Below are 20,020 nucleotides of genomic sequence, written 5' to 3'. Positions count from 1 at the left end.
CGCTCAGAGCCTGTACGAAATCCCCACCTGGACCGTGCGCGGGGCGCCGGGGTAGGCGTAGATGTTGCCGAAGGCGCCTTCTTCATAGTCTTCATCGAAGACGTTTTTCACGTCCAGGTTCAGGCGCACGTTGTCGTTGACCTTGTAGTACGAGAGCAGGTCGACCACGGTGTAGCTGTCCATGCTGAAGTTCGGGGTATTGGCGGTCTGGCCGGCGCGCTCGTCGACATAGCGGGCGCCGCCGCCCAGGCCCAGGCCGCGCAGCGGGCCGTCCTGAATCTCGTACAGGCTCAGCAGGCTGACGCTCTGTTTGGGAATGTTCACCAGTCGGGTGCCATTGCGCAGGGTGTTGTCCTTGGTCACTTGCGCATCGACATAGGCGTAGCCGCCAATGACTTTCCAGGCCGGGGTGATATTGCCCACCACGTTGAGGTCGAAACCTCGGCTGCGCACTTCGCCGGCCGCGATGCTGAAGGTCGAATCCAGCGGGTCGGTGGTCAGTACGTTTTTCTTGTCGATCTGGTAGACCGCGGCTTCCACGCTCAGTTGTTTGTCCAGCACTTGCCATTTGGCGCCCAGCTCGTAGGCCTTGCCTTCTTCCGGATCGAAGCCGCCACCGAGGCGAGCCGCGCCGGTATTGGGCTTGAACGAGCGCGAGGCGCTGGCGTACAGCGCCAGGTCTTCGGTCAGGTCATAGGTCAGGCCCAGACGCGGAGTGACTGCGTTCTCGCTTTTTTCCCACGGCCTCACGCCAGTGACATACGACTCGTAGTCATGCTCGAAACGCTCGAAGCGCGCCCCGACCAGCAATTTGAGACGCTCGGTCAGGCTGACCTGATCCTGCACGAAGGCCGCCCAGGTCTTGAGGTTTTCCTTGTCATGAGTGGGCGTGCGGGTCAGCGCCGGGCGAGCCTGCCCATACACCGGATCATAGATATCGATGGCATAGGTCCCGGCAGCACCGCTGGAGCGCATGATGATCGACTTGTAGTCATAGTCTTCGTACTCGATACCGGTCAGCAACAGATGCTCCAGGCCGCCGGCAGTGAAGCGCCCGGTCAGGTTCAGTTGCACGTCGCGGTCGGTCCACTCCAGCTTGCGCCAGTTGAAGTTACGGCTCAGGGTGCGGCCGTCGGCGCCCAGGCTGTTGGCTTCGATGGCATTGCCTTGCAGGCTGCCGTCAAGCACCTGCACGCCACCGCCCAGGGTCCAGCTGTCGTTGAGGTCATGTTCGAAACGCAACTGCGCCATGTTGTTGTCGTTGTGCAACTTGCCGGCGTCTTTCTCGCCCCAGAACGTATCGCGCGAGGCGGTGCCGGTCTGCGCCGGGTAGCGGGTCAGGCCACGGTCCAGCGGGTGGTTGTTGCGCATGAAGTCACCTTCGAAGGTGATGCGCGTGGCGTCGTTGACCTGCCAGCTGAGCACCGGGGTCACGGCATAGCGTTCGGTCTCGACGTGGTCGCGGAAGGTCTCGCCGCCCTCGCCCAGCACGTTCAGGCGGTACGACACCCGGCCTTCTTCATCGAGTGGACCGGTGGCGTCCAGCGTGCCGCGGTACATGCCCTGGTCGTTGAGCTGGCTGCCCAGGGTGACCGAGCGCTCGTTCGACGGCTGCTTGGACACCACATTGAAGGTGCCGCCGGGATCGCCACGGCCATACAAGGTCGCGGCCGGGCCACGCAACACTTCCAGGCGCTCGATGGTGTTGGCGTCGGGCATGTTCGGGTAGCCACGGTTGATCGGGAAGCCGTTGCGGTAGAACTCGCCGGTGGTGAAGCCGCGTACGGTGATGGTGGTCAGGCCCTGGCCACCGAAGTTATTGGCGCGGCCCACGCCACCGGCGTAGTCCAGCGCGTCCTGCAAGCGCGTGGCGCCCAGGTCTTCGACCGCTTCGCGGGTGACGACGCTGATCGACTGCGGGGTTTCATGAATCGCGGTATCGGTGCGCGTGGCGCTGGCCGAGCGGGTCGCCTTGTAGCCCTGCACGGGGCCAGTGGCGCGCTCGGTGTCGGTCACCGCATTGACGTCGGTGGCCTGCAATTCGATAGAGGACTGGATAACCTGAGTCTGGTCAGCCAAGGCAGGTGTAGCAAGTGCCTGTAACGCACAGAATGAAACAACAATACGACGCATCGACAAGCGTGCTCCTGATGTCTTTTCTTTTTAGAGAGAATCGAGCCGTGTCCGGCCCTGATCGTTTTTTGTGACAAATGTTACAGAGATGTATTTGTTATTGATACGTATTACTAAATGCGAATCTGTGCACTTCTTCTCAATCAATGGGATTAACAGGCACACTTTCCTTCTTTCTTACCCACAACCGGAGCCCAACGATGCCCAGTCCCTCACCCAGCGACCGCCGCTGCGCCCTGTTGGTCATCGACATGCAGTACGACTTCATGCCCGGCGGCGCGCTGGCGGTCACTGACGGCGATGCGCTGGTGCCGCTGATCAACCGCCTCGGCCAGCAGTTTTCCCGCGTGATCATCACTCAGGACTGGCACCCGGCCGGGCACATCTCGTTCGCCCCCAGCCACCCGGGCCATGAGCCGTTCCAGACCATTACTTTGCCGTATGGCCCGCAAACCCTGTGGCCGGTGCATTGCGTGCAGGGCAGCCATGGCTCGCAACTGCATGCCGACCTCGACTTGCCACACGCGCAACTGATCGTGCGCAAGGGCTGCAACCCGGACATCGACAGTTACTCGGCGTTTCTGGAGGCCGACCGCACCACGCCCACCGGCCTGACCGGCTATTTGCGCGAGCACGGCATCGACACGCTGTACGTGGTCGGCCTGGCACTGGACTTCTGCGTGTCGTGGTCGGCGCAGGATGCCTTCAAGGCCGGTTTCAACACCTATGTGGTGGAGGACGCCTGCCGCGCCATCGACCTCAATGGCTCGCTGGCCAGCGCCTGGAAAGTCATGGGCGAGCTGGGCGTACAACGTCTGCAAAGCCAGGACCTGATCGGCTGATATCACTCGCACACGGGCGAACGACGCGAAGGGGCATCTGTCTGAGCTGATGGGCACTGTCTGACCTGATAGGCAGATGCTCCCCCCGTTAATTTCTCGCGTGCAGGAAGTGGTAATGGACGAACAAGCAGACGGCAAGACCCCCGGCCTGTCAGCCGAAGAAGAACGCGAGATCGATGAAAAGCTGCCGCCACGTGCGGCGGTGCTGCACGAAACCATTCGTATCCAGGGCGACCATGAACTGGAGCGCACGGTGGCCGCCTTGTGGTGGTCGGCGCTGGCCGCCGGCCTGACCATGGGCCTGTCGCTGATGGCCATGGGGCTGTTGCGCTCGCACCTGGGCGATAGCGACAGCAGCCATGTGATCGCCAGCTTTGGCTATGCCGCAGGCTTTCTGGCGGTGATTCTGGCGCGCCAGCAACTGTTTACCGAAAACACCCTGACCGCCGTGCTGCCGGTCATGAGCAAGCTGACCCTGAACAATATCGGGCGCTTGCTGCGCCTGTGGGGCGTGGTGCTGATCGGTAACCTGGCCGGCACCATCCTGGTCGCCTTCGTGATGCTGCGCCTGCCGATTTTCGACACCCAGACCGACACGGCCTTTCTGGAAATCGGCCGCAAGGTCATGGAAAACGATGTGGGCAAGATGTTCGCCAAGGGCATCGTCTCCGGCTGGATGATCGCTACCATGGTGTGGATGATCGCCTCGATGGAAAACGCCAAGATCGCGATCATCGTGATGATCACCTACCTGATGGCGCTGGGCGACTTCACCCATATCGTGGTCGGCTCGGCAGAAGTGTCGTACCTGGTGTTCGCCGGCGAAGCGAGCTGGTCCGACTTCTGGCTGGTGTTTGCAGGCCCCACGCTGGCCGGCAATATCATCGGCGGCAGTTTTATCTTCGGCCTGCTCAGCCATGCGCAGATCCGCAGCGAGAACGACGTGACCGCCAAGCGCGAGCGCGACAAGCGCAAGTTGCTCGAAGAGGTGCGCCGCAGCCGCCAGGAATAAAGCGCCACCCAGGTTGATAACGCCACGGTTCGCCATTAGTGTTGCGGGCTTTTCTGCCTGACGCCCAAGGTGTGCCATGTCGTTATCGAAAATGCTGAATGTATTCGCGGCGCTGCTGCTGGCAGGCCTGACAGCAGCAGCGCACGCGGAGCCGGTGAGCCTGGCCGGCACCGAGCAATGGACGATGACCAGCGCCGAGGGCCGCGACTACCGGATCATGATCAGCCTGCCGGAAGGCGATGTGCCGTTTACCGGCGGTTATCCGGTGATCTATCTGCTCGACGCCAATGCCTACTTTCCGGCCTTTCATGCCGCCAAGCGTGCGCAGAAGCGTCTCAAGGGCTCGATTGTGGTCGGCATCGGCTACCCGAGCGACACGCCACTGGACTTTGTCCGTCGCGCCTACGACCTGTCGCCGCCGGCGCCTGCGTCGCGCAACACCCCGCCGCAAGGTGGTCAGGATGAGTTCCTCAATTTCATCGAACAACGCCTGATGCCCAAAGTGAACGAGCGCTTCAAGGTCGATCAGGATCAACGCAGCCTGGTGGGCCACTCGTTCGGCGGCATGCTCGGGGTCTACACCTTGTTCACCCGCCCGACCCTGTTCCAGCACATCGTCGCCATCAGCCCGAGCCTGTGGTGGAGCGATCGCTACCTGTTGGTCCACGAGCGGGCGTTTACCCAGCAAGCCCACGCCGGAAAACTGGACCTGACCCACAGCAGCCTGAAGCTGTTGATCGGCGACCGTGAAATGCCCCAGGCCATTCAGGACACCCGCTCGCTGCAACGGCGGCTTGAGGATCTGTCGCAATACGGGCTGCGCAGCGATTTTCAGCTCGAAGCCGGCGAGGATCACTCCTCGGTGCCGTTTCGCGTGACCACGCAGGTGCTGGATGAGTTGATCAGCACCCGACGCTTTTAACGCCTGCATGCGGCCATAAGGCCAGCATCACGCTTTCTTCAAAGCGCCTCTAAAAACGTAGGCGAGGCAGTCAGCGCCTGTTTTTAACGCAGCGATGGCAACGCAGGTAATTTTTAGAGGTGTCTTTCAGGAAATTTTCAGGTTGTGACAGGCAAGATACGGCTTTGTCCGAATCTTTCAGGCGTACAGCATGACCCGAATCCTGGCAATCGAAGACGACGCTGTGACCGCAAAAGAAATCGTTGCTGAACTCAGCAGCCACGGGCTGGATGTCGACTGGGTCGACAACGGCCAGGACGGGCTGGCCAAGGCCGTCAGCGGCGATTACGACCTGATCACCCTGGACCGCATGTTGCCGCAGGTCGATGGCCTGACCATCGTGACCCGCCTGCGCGCCCAGGGCATCAGCACGCCGATCCTGATGATCAGCGCCCTGTCGGATGTCGACGAGCGCGTGCGCGGCCTGCGCGCCGGCGGCGATGACTACCTGTCCAAACCGTTCGCCTCCGACGAGATGGCCGCGCGGGTCGAGGTGCTGCTGCGCCGCAACAACCCGGCCAGCGAGCAAAAGAGCCAGTTGCAGGTCGCCGACCTGGAGCTGGACCTGCTCAGCCGCGAAGCCAGGCGCGGCGATCGGGCGCTGAGCCTGTTGCCGACCGAGTACAAACTGCTGGAATTTCTGATGCGCAACCACGGCCAGGTCGTGACCCGCATGATGATTTTCCAGGAAGTCTGGGGCTATCACTTCGACCCGGGCACTAACCTGATCGATGTGCATATCGGTCGTCTGCGCAAGAAAATCGACGCCCCCGGCAGTACGCCGCTGATTCGTACTGTGCGCGGGACCGGGTATGTCATTAGCGAATCTGCCTAAAGGCTGGCGCTCGTCCAGCAGCCGCCTGCTGGCGCTGTACAGCACGCTGTTCGTGGCCTGGAGCAGCATTCTGCTCGGCGTGTTGTACTGGGAAGTCAAAGGCTACCTGGACCAGATGGCGCGCCACTCGCTGATCCAGCGCCAGCAATTGTTCGCCCGCTTCGAAGGCCAGGATCTGGTCGAAGCGCTGGTGGCCAGCATGGCCTTCGACAAACCTGCCGTGGACGCCTTCGGCCTGTTCGATGCACGCCTGCGTCCGCTGTTCGGGCCGATCCGGCAGATTCCGGCCAACCTGCCGCTGGACGGACAGATTCACGAACTCGGCAGCTGCATCGCCTCCACCGACCCGAGCCTGCCGCGCAGCAGCTGTGCCGCGGTGGCGACCCGCACCCGCGCCGGTAACTGGCTGATTCTGGTGCGCGACAACGGCTCGCTGTTTGCGGTGTCGACCCTGATTCTGCATGCCCTGCTGTGGGGGCTGTCGCTGACGATACTGCCCGGCGTGGCCGGCTGGTACTTGCTGCGACGCCGGCCCTTGCGGCGTATTCATGCACTGCAGGCCAGCGCCGAGGCGATTGTCAGCGGCGACATGAGCAAGCGCCTGCCGGTCTCGGCCCGTCGCGACGAAGTCGACATGCTGGCGCTGATCGTCAACAACATGCTGGGGCAGATCGAACGGCTGATGAACGAGGTCAAGGGCGTGTGCGACAACATCGCCCATGACCTGCGCACCCCGCTGACGCGCCTGCGTGCGCGGCTGTACCGTATTCAGCAAGAAGCGCCGGATTCGCCACACAGCCCGGAAATCAGCCAGGTCATCGCCGAAGCCGACTCACTGATGGCGCGCTTTCGCGGCCTGCTGCGCATTTCGGAATTGCAGGACCAGCGCCGCCGCTCAGCCTTTGTGGCACTCGACCTTGGCGCGCTGCTGCGCGAGGTGCATGACTTCTACCTGCCGCTGGCCGAAGAAGACGACATCACCCTGCTGCTGAACCTGGACGAGCCGTTGCCGGTGGTGGTCGGTGATCGGGCGCTGCTGTTCGAGGCATTGACCAACCTGCTGGACAACGCCATCAAATTCACCCCGGCCGGCGGCACAGTCGCCTTGAGCGCCAACGCCTGGCAAGGCACGCCACGCATCGAGGTGCAGGATTCCGGGCCCGGTATTCCTGAGGCTGAACGGCAAGTGGTGTTCCAGCGCTTTCACCGCAGCGAACAGGACAACGAGCAAGGCTTTGGCCTGGGGCTATCGCTGGTGGCGGCGATTGTCGAACTGCATGGGTTCGGGTTGCGGATCGAGAGCAGCGAGTACGGTGGGGCGAATCTGATCCTGGTGTGCGGGCCGGGTACGCCGCTGGTGTGATGGCTGCACGGGCAGCCTGCATCATTGTCAGAAATATCCAGTATCAACTCGCCGACCCTTCTGGCCGGCGATAAATACCGTTAGCCTGCTTCCCATCCTGCTTTATGCGCCCCAGAGCCTTTGCCCGATCATGAGCCTGTCTTCCACATCTACCGCCACTCCCATGACCCGCGGCCTGGTGCTGCTGTTCGCATTCTGCTGCGGCGCCATTGTCGCCAATATCTACTATGCCCAACCGATCATTGCCCTGATCGCGCCGGACCTCGGGTTGTCGCCGACCCTGGCCGGGCTGATCGTGTCGTTGACCCAGATCGGCTATGCCGTGGGCCTGTTTTTTCTGGTGCCGCTGGGTGACCTGCTGGAAAACCGCCGGCTGATGATTGCCACCGCGCTGCTGGCGGTGCTGAGCCTGGCCGGCGCGGCCCTGGTCGAACAACCGAACCTGTTTCTGCTGCTGTCGCTGCTGGTGGGTTTCAGTTCGGTGTCGGTGCAGATCCTGATTCCACTGGCCGCGCACCTGGCGCCGGAAGAATCGCGCGGCCGTGTCGTCGGCGGGATCATGGGCGGCTTGCTGCTGGGCATTCTGCTGGCCCGGCCGCTTGCCAGCCTGGTGGCCGATCACTTTGGCTGGCGGGCCGTGTTTGCCATGGCCGCGCTGGTGATGATCGGCATCTGCATCGTGCTGGCGACCACCATGCCGCAACGCAAGCCGCAGCACAGCGCGACGTATCCACAATTGCTGGCATCCTTGTGGCACTTGTTGCGTGATCAACCGGTGCTGCGCCAGCGGGCGTTTTATCAGGCCTGCATGTTCGCCACCTTCAGCCTGTTCTGGACCGCCGTGCCGCTGGAACTGGCACGCAATCATGGCCTGTCGCAAAGCCAGATCGCCCTGTTTGCCCTGGCCGGCGCCATCGGCGCGGTGGCTGCGCCGATCAGCGGGCGGCTGGCCGACGCCGGTTACACCCGCCAGACCAGTCTTGCGGTCTTGCTGCTGGCCGCGCTGTGCTTCTTGCCGGCACTGAGTTCACTTGGCGCCAGTGTCATCGGCCTGGCGGTCACCGGCATCGTGCTGGACTTTTGCGTGCAGGTGAACATGGTGCTGGGCCAGCGGGCGGTCTACGCCCTGGACGCCAACAGCCGCAGCCGCCTGAATGCGCTGTACATGACCAGCATTTTCATTGGCGGCGCGGCGGGTTCGGCGATGGCCAGCGTGTTGTTCAATCACGGCGGCTGGGGCTGGATCATGATTGCCGGCACGGTCTTGCCGGCATTGGCGTTGCTGGCGTTTATCCGCAATTCACGGCGTACGCGGCAGGCTGGCACTACAGCCGCCTGATGCGCGGCGGTCAATCGCCGCCGCCACCACCGCCGCATCCGCCACCACCACAGCCGCTGCTGTCACTGCTGCCACCACTGTCTGAGCCGGAGTCGCTATCGTGGCCGCCACCACAACCGGAATCGCCCGAACCGGTGCCGGAACCACTGTCGCCAAACGAGCCGACCAGGTCACCGCCGCAATAAATCACCACGCCGTTGTTGCTGGTGTCGCTGCTGGCGCGGCGCATGCCCTGGCAGTCGAGCACGTATAAAAAGCCACTGGCGATCAGCAGTTTTGCGTCCAGGGCAAACAACAACGGCAGACGCAGCGCCGAGCGCGGGTTGAGGTTTTCATCGCGGCAGGCATGCCACCAGGTGCGGCGCAGGCCGGCGTTGCTTTGCTTGCCTGCCTCTATACCCAGCGCAGCGGCGGGCGTGTGATGGAGGAAGTGCCCGAATGCCTGTTTGCAGAACTCTTCGTACGAGCGGGTGTGCAGGATGAATTCGTGCCACAGGTCGTCTACCACCTGTGAAGGCATCGAGATATAGCGATAGCCGCTATGGTGATAGGCGAGGAAGAATTGGCGCAGACCCTGAGCGACCAGTTGGCAATCCTTGATGGTCAGGTGCGGATGCCGATGGCGCAGGGTTTCGAACAGTCCGGCGGGCAAAACGTAATGGCGAATCACCTGTTCGCGGCGCAAGCCTCTGGCTCGCCTCATGGAGCGGTTCAGCCTGATTAATCCATATACCGCCATGACCGCCGCAACAACCAGCCACACATAGATCATATCCATACTCCAGAGCAGATGACGGCCGCAGCTTAACACTGAGTGGCAGTTGCGCACCTGATACCGAGGTTGTACGATGACTGTCGACCTATCGATGCACCGGTTCTGGCTTGTGTGCAGCTTGCCAGCGCCATCCTCACTCCATCCGCGATTCGGCAACCCAAAGGGAACGCAGGTTCGTTGAAGATCCCGGCGCCCATGTCAAAACAACAGGAGATACCGATGTCCACCCTTCTCGGCCATAACTTCATCGGCGGCGCCCGCAGCGCCCTTGGTCAGACCCAGCATCAAAGCCTGGACGCGACCACCGGTGAAGCCCTGCCTTACACCTTTGCCCAGGCCACCGACGGCGAAATCGACGCCGCTGCCAAAGCCGCTCAAGCCGCTTTTCATGAATTCCGTCAACTGAGCCCTGCACGTCGCGCCGAGTTCCTTGATGCCATCGCCGATGAGCTGGACCAACTGGGCGACGATTTCGTTGCCGTTGTCTGCCAGGAAACAGCCCTGCCGCAAGCCCGTATCCAGGGCGAGCGCGGACGTACCAGTGGCCAGATGCGCCTGTTCGCACAAATCCTGCGCCGTGGCGACTACCTGGGTGCGCGCATCGACCTGCCGCTGCCGGACCGCAAGCCACTGCCGCGCGTCGACCTGCGTCAATACCGCATCGGTGTGGGCCCTGTGGCCGTGTTCGGCGCCAGCAACTTCCCGCTGGCCTTCTCCACTGCCGGCGGCGACACCGCAGCCGCGCTGGCTGCCGGCTGCCCGGTGGTGTTCAAGGCCCACAGCGGCCACATGGCCACTGCCGACCTGGTCGGCCAGGCGATCATCCGCGCCGCCGAGCGCACCGGCGTGCCGAAGGGCGTGTTCAACATGATCTTCGGTAACGGCGTGGGCGAAGGCTTGGTCAAGCACCCGGCCATTCAGGCCGTCGGCTTCACCGGCTCGCTGAACGGCGGTAACGCCCTGAGCAAAATGGCCGCCGAGCGCGCGCAACCGATCCCGGTGTTCGCCGAGATGTCGAGCATCAACCCGGTCATCGTGCTGCCTGAGGCGCTGAACGCCCGTGGCGAAACCGTTGCCAAGGAACTGGCCGCCTCCGTGGCCATGGGCGCCGGTCAGTTCTGCACCAACCCCGGCGTGGTCATCGGCCTGCGTTCGCCAGCCTTCACCGCATTCCTGGAGCAACTGGGCGAGCACATCGGTGCCCAGGGCGCACAGACCATGCTCAACGCCGGCGGCCTGCGCAGCTACAGCAAGGGCGTCGAGCACCTGCTGGCGCATCCGGGCGTGACTCACCTGGCTGGTAAGGTCCAGGAAGGCAAGCAAGCCCAGTCGCAGCTGTTCAAGGCTGACGTGAGCCTGCTGCTGAACGGCGACGAACTGCTGCAGGAAGAAGTCTTCGGCCCGACCACCATCGCCATCGAAGTGGCCGATGATGCCGAGCTGAAACAAGCCCTGCTGGCTCTGCGCGGCCAGTTGACCGCTACCCTGATCGGCGAGCCTGCGGACCTGTCTGGCTACCAGTGGCTGCTGCCGCTGCTGGAAGACAAGGTCGGTCGTATTCTGGTCAACGGCTACCCGACCGGTGTCGAAGTGTCCGACGCCATGGTCCACGGCGGCCCGTACCCGGCCACTTCCGACTCGCGCGGCACCTCGGTGGGCACCCTGGCCATCGACCGCTTCCTGCGTCCGGTCTGCTACCAGAACCACGCTGACAGCCTGCTGCCACCGGCGCTGCAAAACGCCAACCCGCTGGGCCTGCGTCGCCTGGTGAATGGTGAGTGGAGCGACCAGCCGATCGCTTGATTTGACGGCTGGTAATGCAAAAGGCGCGGCCCGATGAGGGTCGCGCCTTTTTTTGTGCGCATTTTGTAGTCGCGCAAGGGTTACGCCATTGCTGAGGGCAGCGCTGCAAGATAAGCCCACGGGTAAATGCCACGTTCGTGCCCGTCACTGAACACCAATTGCACACCATAGCCCTGCGGGTTGGCCTGCAGCAGACGGATCTGTGCCGAGACATGCAGCCGGCTGCCGCGCAGGCGCAAGGCGCGGCATTGCGAGCAGGGGCACTGACGGCGCAGTTCGGCGTAGTCGAGCACGTGCTCGCGGCCATCGGCCCAGGTCAGGCACAACTGCCTGCTGCTCTGACGAGCGTTGATCGACAACGGCGCCTGAGTCACAGGGACCTGGTTCATGCCAGTTGCGCCAGGGCAATGCGCACCGCCTTGCGCACTTCAGGGTCGCCGTCGTGTTCGGCGGCTTGCAAGGCGGCGATGGCGCTGCGGTCGGCGAGTTCACCCAGCGCCAGCGCCGCTTCCTTGCGCAGGTTGCTGATGCTGTGTTGCAGGGTCTCGATCAAACCGGGCAGTGCCGCGCCATAGCGCAGACGACCCAGGCTGCGGGTGGCGCGCAGGCGCACCTGCCAGTAATCGTCATGCAGGGCGGCCAGCAACGCAGGCCCGGCCTGCTCCTGGCTCAATAGCATTTGGCTCGACAGCGGCTGAGCCACCTTGCCCAACGTGGTGGCCGCCTCCTCACGGACTTGCCAGGCCGCGTCGTTCAACGCCAGGCACAGCGCCGGCAACACTCGGGACTCGCTGGCCATGCCCAGCGCGCCAGTCGCGGCACGCCGCACTTCAGTGTCCGGGTCGGCGCTTACCAACCGCGCCAGGTCGTCCAGCGCATCGGTGTTTTTCAGCCAGCCCAGCACCGCCACGGCCTCACGGCGTACGCCGGGGTCGCTGTCGTGCAAGGCCACGGTGGCGGCAGCCGCAGCAGGGGCATAACGCAGCTCGCGCAGGGCCCGCAAGGCCGCGCTGCGCACCCGCGCCTCAGCATGGCCGGTCCACGGCAGGATCAATGTGCCGACGGCCTGGTCCTTGAGCATGCTCAGGCTTTGTGCAGCGGCTTCGTGCACCGCCGCGTGCGAATCGGTCAAGGCCTGGCACAAGGCCTCGACCACCGCGGGTTCTTCCCAGGCTTCAAGCAAGCGTGCCGCTTCAGTGCGTACCTCCACGGCAGGATCATGGGCCAGGCGGTCGACCAGCCACGGCAAGCCGTCCGGGTCTTCAAGGTCGGCCAGTTCGATCAGGGCAATGCGCCGCACACCGGCATCGGCATCTTCCAGCCGTGGGCGCAGGACCAGAATGTCTGGGTTGTCGAGGTCTTGCAGGCTATAGGTCATAAGGCAAATCGCGGTCGGGAGTTTTCGAGGGGAAGGCCAAGCGGGTTCAGGCGCGGTAACGGTTGCCCTTCCTGATGGCTGAGCAGTTCCAGGCAATGGCGTTTGAGGCGAGTAAATTCAGGGCTGGTGACCAGACCTGTGTCACGTGGCCGGGCAAAATCCAGGCGCAGGTCTTCGATGAAACGCCCAGGGCGCGCACTCATGACCAGAATGCGGTCGGCCAGGAACAACGCTTCGTCGATGTCATGAGTGACAAACACCACGGTGGTGCGAATCTGCGTCCAGATGTCGAGCAACAGATGCTGCATCTTCAGCCGGGTCAGTGCATCGAGCGCACCGAAAGGCTCGTCCATCAATAACAGGCGCGGGCGGTTGATCAGTACCCGGGCGATTTCCACGCGCTGCTGCATGCCACCGGAAAGCTGATCTGGCCAACTGTCGGCGAAGTCCTGCAAGCCCACCAGCGCCAGCATGCGCTCGGCCTCGGCCAGCCGTTCGGCCTTGCCCTGCCCCTTCATTTTCAGGCCAAAAGCAACGTTGTCGCGCACCCTGCGCCAAGGCAACAGGGTGTGATGCTGAAACACCATGCCGCGCTGCGGTGAAGGACCGGCGACGGGCTGGCCGTCAACCGTCAACAGCCCGCTGTAACTGTGCAAGTGCCCGGCCAGCGCGCCGAGCAAGGTCGACTTGCCACAGCCGGACGGGCCGAGAATGCAGACAAACTCACCGGGCCCGATGTGGCCATCCAGCGCGTGAACCGCCTGGAATGCTTGCTGTTGCTCACCCAGGGTGATCGACAGGCCATGCATATCGATACGCCCGGCCTGGGTTACGTGATGGCTCATCGGGCGTTACCTCGTGAACGTTGCCAAGGGGTGCACAAACCGCCCAGGCGCTTGACCAGCAGACTGCTGCCCATGCCCAGCAGGCCGATCAGCAACATGCCGACAACGATGTCCGGGTAGTTCTGGATGGTGTAGGACTCCCAGGTGTAATAGCCGATGCCGAACTGACCGGAAATCATCTCGGCGGTCACCAGGCAAAACCATGAAGTGCCCATGCCGATGGCCAGCCCGGTGATGATGCTCGGCGCTGCACCGGGCAACACCACCTCCAGCAGGATTGCCCGGCGCCCGGCACCCAGGCTTCTGGCCGAGGCGATCAGGCGTCGATCGACGGCCTCGACGCCATGCACGGTGTTGAGCAGGATAGGAAACAGCGCGCCGGTGAAGGTGATGAACACCATCGACAGCTCCGAAGAGGGAAACATCAGAATCGCCAGCGGAATCCAGGCCACAGCCGGAATCGGCCGCAACACCTCGAGCGGCGGCAACAGCAGGTCCTCGGCCCAACGCGAGCGACCGATGGCCACGCCCAGCGCGATACCGAGCAGCACCGCCGCCAGGTAGCCGGCGAACACCCGGCCCAGGCTGGCGCTCAGGTGCTGGACCAGCTTGCCCGAATCGAGCAGGTCGAACGCCGCCTGTACCACCGCCAGCGGCGTGGGCACATGGGCAAAGGTCACCAGCAGCAGATTCCAGTGCTGGCTGGCGGCAACCTGCCAGAACAGCAGGCACAGCAACACTGAAACGGTACGCGCCACAGGGCGCCTCAAGGATGCGGGCATGACGGCAACTCCTGGTGCTTAGCGGCTGGCCACGGCTTGCTGGCTGGCAGCGGTAAAATCCAGCACCTTGCCGCCCTGGGCGGTGGCGAAAGTCCGGGCCTGGCCCTGCAGCAGGAAGGCCTTGAGCCGGCCTTGGCCGTCGGTGGCAAACCAGGCCTGGTCAGCCAGCAACTTGATGCCGCTGTCTTCAGCCTGGGCGTAGACCGCACGCACCTCCTTACCCTCTTTTTTCAACGCGGCCAGCGCCTTGAAGGCCGATTCTGCCGACTGGTAATGGCGCACCTTCGGCTCGCCCCTGACCCAGATCTGCGCCAGCGAACGGGTGTCGGTGATCGGCTGGCCACTCAGCGCATCGACCGCATTGAGCGGCTGCTGGGCGTAACTGGCCAACTGCGCGCTGTAGTCCAGCCCTGAAGCCTTATAGGCCGCTCGCAGGTACTGGTCATCGATGAAGGTATCGAGGTTCAGGCCACGGTCGGCTTTTTTCAGCAGCTTGAGGGTGTCGATGGCAGTGCCGACCGCTTGACGGTATTCAGGCTTCCAGCTCAGGTCGCGAGTCTGCAGGCCAAGCGGGCCGTAGAACAGGTAATTGACCTGGGCCTCGATGCCGGTGACTTTCTCGACCAGTTCGCTGTATTTCTCAGGGTCTGCCGACAGCAACTGATTGGCTTCCAGGCTGGCGCGCAGGTAGGCGACCACGATCTCGGGGTATTTCTTCGCGTATTCCTCATCCACCAGCGCGCCATGAAAAGTCGGCGCGGCAGCCTGCGAGCCGTCGTAGATCTTGCGTGCAAAGCCGCGACTGGGGAACAACTCGGCAAACGGTACAAAGTCGGCGTGGGCTTCAATCTTGTTTGCCTGCAAGGCAGAACCTGCCACTTCCGGCGCCTGGGCAATAATGTTGACGTCCTTGAGCGGATCCCAGCCTTGAGCCGCCACGGCGCGCAGCAACATGCCGTGGGCGGTCGAGGCAAACGGCACCGAAATGGTCTTGCCCTTGAGGTCTTTGAGGTCCTGCACCGTCGAGGCCGTCGGCACCACAATGCCGTTGCCGCTGCCCTGCACGCTACCCGACAACACGCTGATGAACTTGCTGTGCTTGCCCGCCGTCTCGAACGCCACACCATTGAAGGCGCCAGGGAAGTCAGCCATGGCGCCGAGGTCAAGCTTGCCGGCCACCATTTCATTGGTCAGCGGCGCGCCACTGGTGAAGTTTTTCCATTGCACGTCGTAAGTGACGTCCTTGTACTTGCCGTCACGCGGCAGGTATTTTTCCAGCAGGCCCAGTTCACGGATCAACAGGCCGCCAGCGGCGCAGTTGATGGTGGTGTCCTGGGTGCCGATGGCCACGCGCAGGGTTTCGGCCTGAACCGACAGGGTCAGAGATGCCAGCACAAAGCCGGCCAGTGCAGCACGCAATAGCATGGGTATATCCCCTCGAATCAGCAGTGGTTGTTCGTCTCCGCCACGCGAGTCGCGGTGGGAAACGAGGGGTGGGAAACTCAGGCGTCCGGGGCCACCGGATAGCTTTTGACTCGACTAACGCAGCAGGTAAGGAATCTCGACCTTCACCGCGCCCGTCGGGCAGTCTTTTTCGCAGGGCATGCAGTACCAGCATTCATCGAAGGCCATGTAGGCTTTCTGGGTTGCCGGGTTGATGGCCAGCAGGTCCATGGGGCAGACGTCGACGCACACGGTGCAGCCTTTGTGGGCGATGCACTTGTCTTCATCCACCGTGACCGGTGCGTTGGAGCGAAAGAAGATTTCCTGAGGCTGATAGGCCATTTCACGGTGTCCTTGGCGCCTGCGGCGCTCTGTTGTAATCCAAGGTCATGGAGCGCCGACCCGCAGCCGGTCGTAGGCTTGCAACTCTTCGGCATCGAGAGCGACGATGTAAGGCTCGACCGGCTTTTTAAAGCTGACCATGCGCCCCGCTTCGTCCTTTTTCAGGTGACAGTGGCAAAACCACTCGGCGTCATTGCGTTGCGGGTGGTCAACCCGATAGTGGTAAAGGCCCCATCGGCTTTCAGCGCGGTACAGTGAGGCGCGGGCGGCCATCTCGGCGCAGTCGCGAATTACACTGACCTCCATGGCGCGCATCAGCTCGTGAGCGTTATTGGCCTTGATCTGTTCGAGGTCCTGTTCGATGCCTGCAAAGCGCTGCAAGCCGATCTGCATCTTTTTCGTCACTTTCGGCGGTTGCAGGTAGTCGTTGACGAAGCGCCGCAGTTTGTACTCGACCTGTGCCGGCGGCAGGCCATGCTCGCGATCCAGCGGTGCATAAACCCGCGCCTGCTCATGCGCCACCTGGTCGGCATCCGGCGGCGAGTGCTCGCGCCCGGCCACATAATCGGCAGCGTTGACCCCAGCGAACCAACCATAGGTAAAGGCACCGAGCATGTAGTTGTGTGGCACAGCAGCCATGTCACCGGCCGAGTAAAGGCCCTTGACCGAGGTTTCGGCACGCTCGTTGATCCACACCCCGGAAGCAGAGTGGCCGCTGCAAAAGCCGATTTCCGAAATGTGCATCTCGACCATCTGGCTGCGGTAATCGGTGCCGCGATTGGCGTGAAACTGCCCGCGACTGGGACGCTCGTTGCTGTGCAGGATTTGCTCGATGTTCTGGATGGTTTCCTCGGCCAGGTGATCAAGCTTGAGAAACACCGGGCCGTTGCCGCTTTCCAGCTCCTGGTGAAACTCCCACATCATCTGCCCGCTCCAGTAGTCGCACTCGATGAAGCGCTCGCCCTTGTTGTTGGCGGTGTAGCCACCCAGAGGACCGGTCACGTAGGCACAGGCCGGGCCGTTGTAGTCCTTGATCAGCGGGTTGATCTGGAAGCATTCCAGGTTGGCAAGCTCCGCACCGGCGTGATAAGCCATGGCATAGCCGTCGCCGGCGTTGGTCGGGTTCTCATAGGTGCCCATCAGGTAGCCTGACGAGGGCAAGCCGAGACGCCCGGCCGCACCACAGCAAAGGATCACGGCCTTGGCCTTGATCACATGAAAGTCGGCGGTGCGGCAGTCAAAACCCATCACGCCGTTGACGGTGCCTTCGGCATCGGTCAGCAGCCGGGTGCAGACCAGCCGATTGGTGATCTCGACCCGTGCGCGCTTGAGCTGGCGGTACAGCACTTTCTTGATGTCATGGCCTTCAGGCATGGGCAACACATACGCGCCCATGTGATGAACCTTCTTGACCGCGTAGTCGCCGGTTTCATCTTTCTCGAATTTCACCCCCCAGCGGTCCAGTTGCTCGATGGTCGCAAAGCTATGGGTGGCATAGGCATGCACCGCGGCCTGGTTGACGATGCCATCGTTGGCGATGGTGATTTCCTTGGTGTATTGCCCGGGAGTGGAGTGCCCGGGAATCACCGCATTGTTCAGGCCGTCCATGCCCATGCTGATCGCGCCGCTGCGCTTGACGTTGGCCTTGTCGACCAGCAGCACGCGCAAGTTGCGGTTGTGCTCCTTGGCCTTGATCGCCGCCATGGGCCCGGCGGTGCCACCACCAATCACGACGATGTCGTATTCCTGCTCCCGCACTGCACGGCTCATGCCTGGCCCTCCCGGTGACGATCAATGCGCAGGCGATACTGGAACGCATCGCCACGGTAGTAGAGGTACTCAAAATCCACCGGCTGGCCGGCAGCGCTGTGAGTCAGACGTTCGATGCGCATGATCGGCGAGCCGGCCTCGACGTTCAGCGCCTGGGTCAGGTCGCTGTCGGCCAGCACCGCATCGATGGCCAGATCCGCATGCCCCAGCGGCAGGGCGCAGTCGTTTTCCAGAATCAGGAAGATGTCGCGGGTCACCAGATCGGCATTTTCCAGACGCTCGCCGATGGCTTTGGGCAGGTAGGTGATTTCCAGTGATACCGGCTCACGGTTGATCAGCCGCACACGCTTGATCTGCACCACCTCCTCGCCCTCGGGCACTTGCAGGCGCTCGGCCACCGCACGCGGGGCCGGCACATAGCGAAAGCTGCGCAGGCGGTTGACGACTTCGTAGCCGCGACCCGACATCGACTCGGCCAGGCCTTGCAGGGTGCTGACGTTTTGAAAGGCCTTGGGCCGGGCAACGAACGTGCCCTTGCCATGGATCTTGAAAATCAGCCCTTCTTTCTGCAGGTCACCCAATGCCTGGCGCACGGTAATGCGGCTGACTTTGAAAAGGCTGCCCAGTTCGCTTTCCGAGGGCATCTGGCTGCCAGGGGCATATTCGCCATCGAGAATGCGTGCACGCAGCAACTCACGCAGTTGCGAGTGCAGCGGCACACTGGAAAGCGGAAGCAAAGCGGTATTGTCGTCCATCATCGAGCCACTTGTTATAACGAGTCATGACGAGAGAAATTAAAGCGATTCTGGCTCTTCTGGAAATATTGTTTAGGCATAAGGTTAGATGCATCGTGAAGTCGATGGCTGAATGCCATTTATGGGCATAAGAATCCGTTTCTGTGCACCATTTCACAGACTTCTATGGCTTATTCACCTATCGCCATATGCCCGCCGAGCAGCGCTGATCAAAAATTAACCACACCCATAAAGCCCGCGCCACATAAGGCTTTGGCAAAGTTACCCACAGACATACCCACGATTTTCGTGGACAACTTTTGAAGCTTTTTCGAACCCTAAATGACAAATAAAAGCAAGCGACCGATGGTCACATCGAATATGGGAAAGCCCGAGACAAATCGGCCGCGTGCCTCGATAAAAGATTGATTTTTCGCCGTCCTGTCGCTGAAATGATTCATTTTTCAAGGCAGGCAGACCATGCAGCAGCACTATGAAGTGGCCGTGCTCGGCCTGGGCGCGATGGGGGCGGCGACGGTCTATCAACTGGCCAGAGCCGGGGTGAAGGTGGTGGGCGTAGACCGCTTTGCGCCGCCTCACACCCAGGGCTCCAGCCACGGCGACACACGGATCACCCGCCTGTCGAATGGCGAAGGCCCGCAATACCTGCCGCTGGTGCGCCGCTCGCAACAGCTGTGGCGCGAACTTGAGGCGCTGTCGGGTGAGTCGCTGTTCGAGCAGTGCGGGGTGCTGGTGATGACCTCCAGTGAGGTCTATGACCCGCTGGATGCCGAAGACTTTACCCACAGGACCATCGCCTTGGCGCAGGCCTATGGCATTGACCATGAAGTGCTGACGGCCGATGAGATTCGCCAGCGCTTTGCGCAGTTCTCACCGGTGCTGGACAGTGCCATTGGCTACTTCGAGCCCGATGGCGGTTACCTGCGCCCGGAGCGCTGCATTGCCGTGCAACTGCAACTGGCCGCGCAGCACGGCGCGACCTTGCGCCTCAACGAAACGGTCACAGCCCTTGAGAATGAAGGTTCCGGGGTAAAAATCAGCACGGACCAGGGCACGATCCTGGCCGACAAGGTGATTGTCAGCGCTGGCATGTGGTCGGCCGGCTTGCTGGGCGCACCGTTCGACTCGCTGCTGCGGGTCTGCCGCCAGGCGTTGTACTGGTTCGAGATTGAAGACCCGGCGGTGTTCGCGCCGAACTCGCCCAGCTTCATCCTTACCCACGGGCCGGGCTTTACCGACGTCAATTACGGCTTCCCGCCCCTGCCCCGCGAAGGCAGCATGAAGATCGCTACCGAGCAGTACCACTTGAACAGCGACCCCGAGACGCTGGATCGCACGATCGATGCCGAACAGGTCAAGGCCATGTACCGCACCCAGGTCGAGGGCAAGGTCGCAGGGTTGGGCGCCAATGTGCTCAAGTCTTCGGTGTGCGCCTACACCGTGACGCCGGATTATCACTTCATCATCGATGAGCACCCGCGCCTTGAAAATGTCACCGTGGTCTCGGCCTGCTCCGGACACGGCTTCAAGCATTCGGCCGCACTGGGCGAAGCGCTGGCGCAACGTTGTGTGCAAGGCTCCAGCGAGATCGACCTGTCGGCCTTTTCACTGCAACGCTTTGCCGTTTGAGCGCTTGGGCCAG

At 62.4% G+C, this 20,020-nt stretch carries 18 protein-coding genes; 8 read left to right on the top strand and 10 right to left on the bottom strand.

Features of this window, described 5'->3' with window-relative positions; genetic code table 11:
* Window positions 1–3: 3 nt before the first annotated feature.
* Window positions 4–2,133 carry a TonB-dependent siderophore receptor gene (locus tag ACYAS9_RS03510; protein ID WP_463566927.1) on the bottom strand — a complete coding sequence of 710 codons (2,130 nt, stop codon included), beginning with the start codon at window positions 2,131–2,133 and terminating at the stop codon, window positions 4–6.
* A gap of 200 nt (window positions 2,134–2,333) precedes the next feature.
* On the opposite strand from ACYAS9_RS03510, the gene pncA reads away from it, so the two are divergent.
* The 6 genes from pncA (at window position 2,334) to ACYAS9_RS03480 (ending at window position 8,485) form a co-directional block, all read left to right on the top strand.
* Window positions 2,334–2,975, top strand: coding sequence for a bifunctional nicotinamidase/pyrazinamidase (gene pncA / locus ACYAS9_RS03505; RefSeq protein ID WP_463566926.1), 642 nt, complete (start codon window positions 2,334–2,336; stop codon window positions 2,973–2,975).
* Window positions 2,976–3,090: 115 nt separating this feature from the next.
* Window positions 3,091–3,987 (top strand): formate/nitrite transporter family protein, encoded by an 897-nt coding sequence (locus tag ACYAS9_RS03500; protein WP_463566925.1) that lies wholly within the window; start codon window positions 3,091–3,093, stop codon window positions 3,985–3,987.
* A gap of 76 nt (window positions 3,988–4,063) precedes the next feature.
* Window positions 4,064–4,909 (top strand): alpha/beta hydrolase, encoded by an 846-nt coding sequence (locus ACYAS9_RS03495; RefSeq protein WP_463566924.1) that lies wholly within the window; start codon window positions 4,064–4,066, stop codon window positions 4,907–4,909.
* A 190-nt stretch (window positions 4,910–5,099) separates the two neighbouring features.
* Window positions 5,100–5,783: a response regulator transcription factor gene (locus tag ACYAS9_RS03490; protein ID WP_463566923.1), complete on the top strand. Its 684-nt coding sequence runs from the start codon at window positions 5,100–5,102 to the stop codon at window positions 5,781–5,783.
* Complete coding sequence (locus ACYAS9_RS03485; RefSeq protein ID WP_463566922.1) at window positions 5,761–7,146, top strand: sensor histidine kinase; 1,386 nt, start codon at window positions 5,761–5,763, stop codon at window positions 7,144–7,146. The genes ACYAS9_RS03490 and ACYAS9_RS03485 overlap by 23 nt, the downstream gene beginning before the upstream one ends.
* Before the next feature lie 130 nt (window positions 7,147–7,276).
* A complete protein-coding gene (locus ACYAS9_RS03480; protein WP_463566921.1) occupies window positions 7,277–8,485 on the top strand; it encodes an MFS transporter in 1,209 nt (402 codons plus the stop codon).
* A gap of 10 nt (window positions 8,486–8,495) precedes the next feature.
* Here the strand turns inward: ACYAS9_RS03480 and ACYAS9_RS03475 are convergent, their stop codons facing one another.
* The gene (locus ACYAS9_RS03475) at window positions 8,496–9,188 is read right to left on the bottom strand and encodes a glycine-rich domain-containing protein (protein WP_463566920.1); all 693 of its coding nucleotides are present in this window, start codon (window positions 9,186–9,188) and stop codon (window positions 8,496–8,498) included.
* A 291-nt stretch (window positions 9,189–9,479) separates the two neighbouring features.
* Here ACYAS9_RS03475 and ACYAS9_RS03470 point away from each other — a divergent pair, with 291 nt between their 5' ends.
* Window positions 9,480–11,063: an aldehyde dehydrogenase (NADP(+)) gene (locus tag ACYAS9_RS03470; protein WP_463566919.1), complete on the top strand. Its 1,584-nt coding sequence runs from the start codon at window positions 9,480–9,482 to the stop codon at window positions 11,061–11,063.
* Between the two features lie 80 nt (window positions 11,064–11,143).
* Here the strand turns inward: ACYAS9_RS03470 and ACYAS9_RS03465 are convergent, their stop codons facing one another.
* The 8 genes from ACYAS9_RS03465 to ACYAS9_RS03430 form a co-directional block, all read right to left on the bottom strand.
* Window positions 11,144–11,452, bottom strand: coding sequence for a DUF971 domain-containing protein (locus ACYAS9_RS03465; protein WP_463566918.1), 309 nt, complete (start codon window positions 11,450–11,452; stop codon window positions 11,144–11,146).
* On the bottom strand, window positions 11,449–12,441 hold the full coding sequence (locus tag ACYAS9_RS03460) for a HEAT repeat domain-containing protein (RefSeq protein WP_463566917.1): 993 nt from the start codon (window positions 12,439–12,441) through the stop codon (window positions 11,449–11,451). The genes ACYAS9_RS03465 and ACYAS9_RS03460 overlap by 4 nt, the downstream gene beginning before the upstream one ends.
* Window positions 12,438–13,286, bottom strand: coding sequence for an ABC transporter ATP-binding protein (locus tag ACYAS9_RS03455; protein WP_463566916.1), 849 nt, complete (start codon window positions 13,284–13,286; stop codon window positions 12,438–12,440). The genes ACYAS9_RS03460 and ACYAS9_RS03455 overlap by 4 nt, the downstream gene beginning before the upstream one ends.
* Window positions 13,283–14,068, bottom strand: coding sequence for an ABC transporter permease (locus ACYAS9_RS03450; protein ID WP_463566915.1), 786 nt, complete (start codon window positions 14,066–14,068; stop codon window positions 13,283–13,285). The genes ACYAS9_RS03455 and ACYAS9_RS03450 overlap by 4 nt, the downstream gene beginning before the upstream one ends.
* Window positions 14,069–14,086: 18 nt before the next feature.
* Window positions 14,087–15,493, bottom strand: a complete 1,407-nt coding sequence (locus tag ACYAS9_RS03445; RefSeq protein ID WP_463566914.1) for an ABC transporter substrate-binding protein — start codon at window positions 15,491–15,493, stop codon at window positions 14,087–14,089.
* Between the two features lie 114 nt (window positions 15,494–15,607).
* Window positions 15,608–15,853 (bottom strand): 4Fe-4S dicluster domain-containing protein, encoded by a 246-nt coding sequence (locus ACYAS9_RS03440; RefSeq protein WP_003180418.1) that lies wholly within the window; start codon window positions 15,851–15,853, stop codon window positions 15,608–15,610.
* Window positions 15,854–15,898: 45 nt separating this feature from the next.
* Window positions 15,899–17,623 carry a fumarate reductase/succinate dehydrogenase flavoprotein subunit gene (locus ACYAS9_RS03435; RefSeq protein ID WP_463566913.1) on the bottom strand — a complete coding sequence of 575 codons (1,725 nt, stop codon included), beginning with the start codon at window positions 17,621–17,623 and terminating at the stop codon, window positions 15,899–15,901.
* On the bottom strand, window positions 17,620–18,378 hold the full coding sequence (locus ACYAS9_RS03430) for a GntR family transcriptional regulator (protein WP_463567029.1): 759 nt from the start codon (window positions 18,376–18,378) through the stop codon (window positions 17,620–17,622). Before ACYAS9_RS03430 ends, ACYAS9_RS03435 begins: the two co-directional genes overlap by 4 nt.
* Before the next feature lie 459 nt (window positions 18,379–18,837).
* Between ACYAS9_RS03430 and solA the strand changes: the two genes are divergently transcribed.
* Window positions 18,838–20,007 carry an N-methyl-L-tryptophan oxidase gene (gene solA / locus ACYAS9_RS03425; RefSeq protein WP_463566912.1) on the top strand — a complete coding sequence of 390 codons (1,170 nt, stop codon included), beginning with the start codon at window positions 18,838–18,840 and terminating at the stop codon, window positions 20,005–20,007.
* Window positions 20,008–20,020 lie beyond the last annotated feature (13 nt).

The sequence above is a fragment of the Pseudomonas sp. HP_08 genome, from assembly GCF_055284095.1.
The sequence above is the reverse complement of the archived record's forward strand: the minus strand, read 5'-3'. Positions and strand labels throughout refer to the sequence as shown.

Excerpts from the sequence above, each read along its gene's own strand:
- ACYAS9_RS03510 (WP_463566927.1), bottom strand. The coding sequence starts at position 2,133 with ATGCGTCGTATTGTTGTTTCATTCTGTGCGTTACAGGCACTTGCTACA.
- pncA (WP_463566926.1), top strand. The coding sequence starts at position 2,334 with ATGCCCAGTCCCTCACCCAGCGACCGCCGCTGCGCCCTGTTGGTCATC.
- ACYAS9_RS03500 (WP_463566925.1), top strand. The coding sequence starts at position 3,091 with ATGGACGAACAAGCAGACGGCAAGACCCCCGGCCTGTCAGCCGAAGAA.
- ACYAS9_RS03495 (WP_463566924.1), top strand. The coding sequence starts at position 4,064 with ATGTCGTTATCGAAAATGCTGAATGTATTCGCGGCGCTGCTGCTGGCA.
- ACYAS9_RS03490 (WP_463566923.1), top strand. The coding sequence starts at position 5,100 with ATGACCCGAATCCTGGCAATCGAAGACGACGCTGTGACCGCAAAAGAA.
- ACYAS9_RS03485 (WP_463566922.1), top strand. The coding sequence starts at position 5,761 with ATGTCATTAGCGAATCTGCCTAAAGGCTGGCGCTCGTCCAGCAGCCGC.
- ACYAS9_RS03480 (WP_463566921.1), top strand. The coding sequence starts at position 7,277 with ATGAGCCTGTCTTCCACATCTACCGCCACTCCCATGACCCGCGGCCTG.
- ACYAS9_RS03475 (WP_463566920.1), bottom strand. The coding sequence starts at position 9,188 with ATGAGGCGAGCCAGAGGCTTGCGCCGCGAACAGGTGATTCGCCATTAC.
- ACYAS9_RS03470 (WP_463566919.1), top strand. The coding sequence starts at position 9,480 with ATGTCCACCCTTCTCGGCCATAACTTCATCGGCGGCGCCCGCAGCGCC.
- ACYAS9_RS03465 (WP_463566918.1), bottom strand. The coding sequence starts at position 11,452 with ATGAACCAGGTCCCTGTGACTCAGGCGCCGTTGTCGATCAACGCTCGT.
- ACYAS9_RS03460 (WP_463566917.1), bottom strand. The coding sequence starts at position 12,441 with ATGACCTATAGCCTGCAAGACCTCGACAACCCAGACATTCTGGTCCTG.
- ACYAS9_RS03455 (WP_463566916.1), bottom strand. The coding sequence starts at position 13,286 with ATGAGCCATCACGTAACCCAGGCCGGGCGTATCGATATGCATGGCCTG.
- ACYAS9_RS03450 (WP_463566915.1), bottom strand. The coding sequence starts at position 14,068 with ATGCCCGCATCCTTGAGGCGCCCTGTGGCGCGTACCGTTTCAGTGTTG.
- ACYAS9_RS03445 (WP_463566914.1), bottom strand. The coding sequence starts at position 15,493 with ATGCTATTGCGTGCTGCACTGGCCGGCTTTGTGCTGGCATCTCTGACC.
- ACYAS9_RS03440 (WP_003180418.1), bottom strand. The coding sequence starts at position 15,853 with ATGGCCTATCAGCCTCAGGAAATCTTCTTTCGCTCCAACGCACCGGTC.
- ACYAS9_RS03435 (WP_463566913.1), bottom strand. The coding sequence starts at position 17,623 with ATGAGCCGTGCAGTGCGGGAGCAGGAATACGACATCGTCGTGATTGGT.
- ACYAS9_RS03430 (WP_463567029.1), bottom strand. The coding sequence starts at position 18,378 with ATGGACGACAATACCGCTTTGCTTCCGCTTTCCAGTGTGCCGCTGCAC.
- solA (WP_463566912.1), top strand. The coding sequence starts at position 18,838 with ATGCAGCAGCACTATGAAGTGGCCGTGCTCGGCCTGGGCGCGATGGGG.